This is a genomic window from Rhizobium sp. SVR5-9E, assembly GCF_056755095.1.
The window spans coordinates 1-261 of the sequence record NZ_JBNDHS010000483.1; the positions used below are offsets into that span (position 1 = coordinate 1).

General features: G+C 41.0%; 1 protein-coding gene. It reads right to left on the reverse strand.

All coding sequences use genetic code 11. The annotated features are described in order from the left end of the window. Positions 1–261, reverse strand: a 261-nt coding sequence (locus tag ACPYOJ_RS35725; protein WP_481420440.1) for a hypothetical protein, incomplete at both ends; no start/stop codon positions are given.

Sequence of the window (261 nt, forward strand, 5' to 3'; positions counted from 1 at the left end):
TTCATATCCAGTGCCACTTCATGGATAAGCATTCCTTTGGCATCCAGCGTGAGTTCTCCTGAAGGGTAGAAAAAAGGAGATGCCGTGAGCCATTCTTCACCGTTCATCTGCTCTTTCTGATAGTCGAAATTTACTTTAAGTTTGGTATGTTTAAGTTCTGTTGCTTTCGTATGAGTAGCTCTGTAGACCTTTTCTCTTCCGGAAGTTTCAGTTTGTGCCGCTACATTTGTGGAAAAGAAAATTCCTAAAAGAGCGATAGAT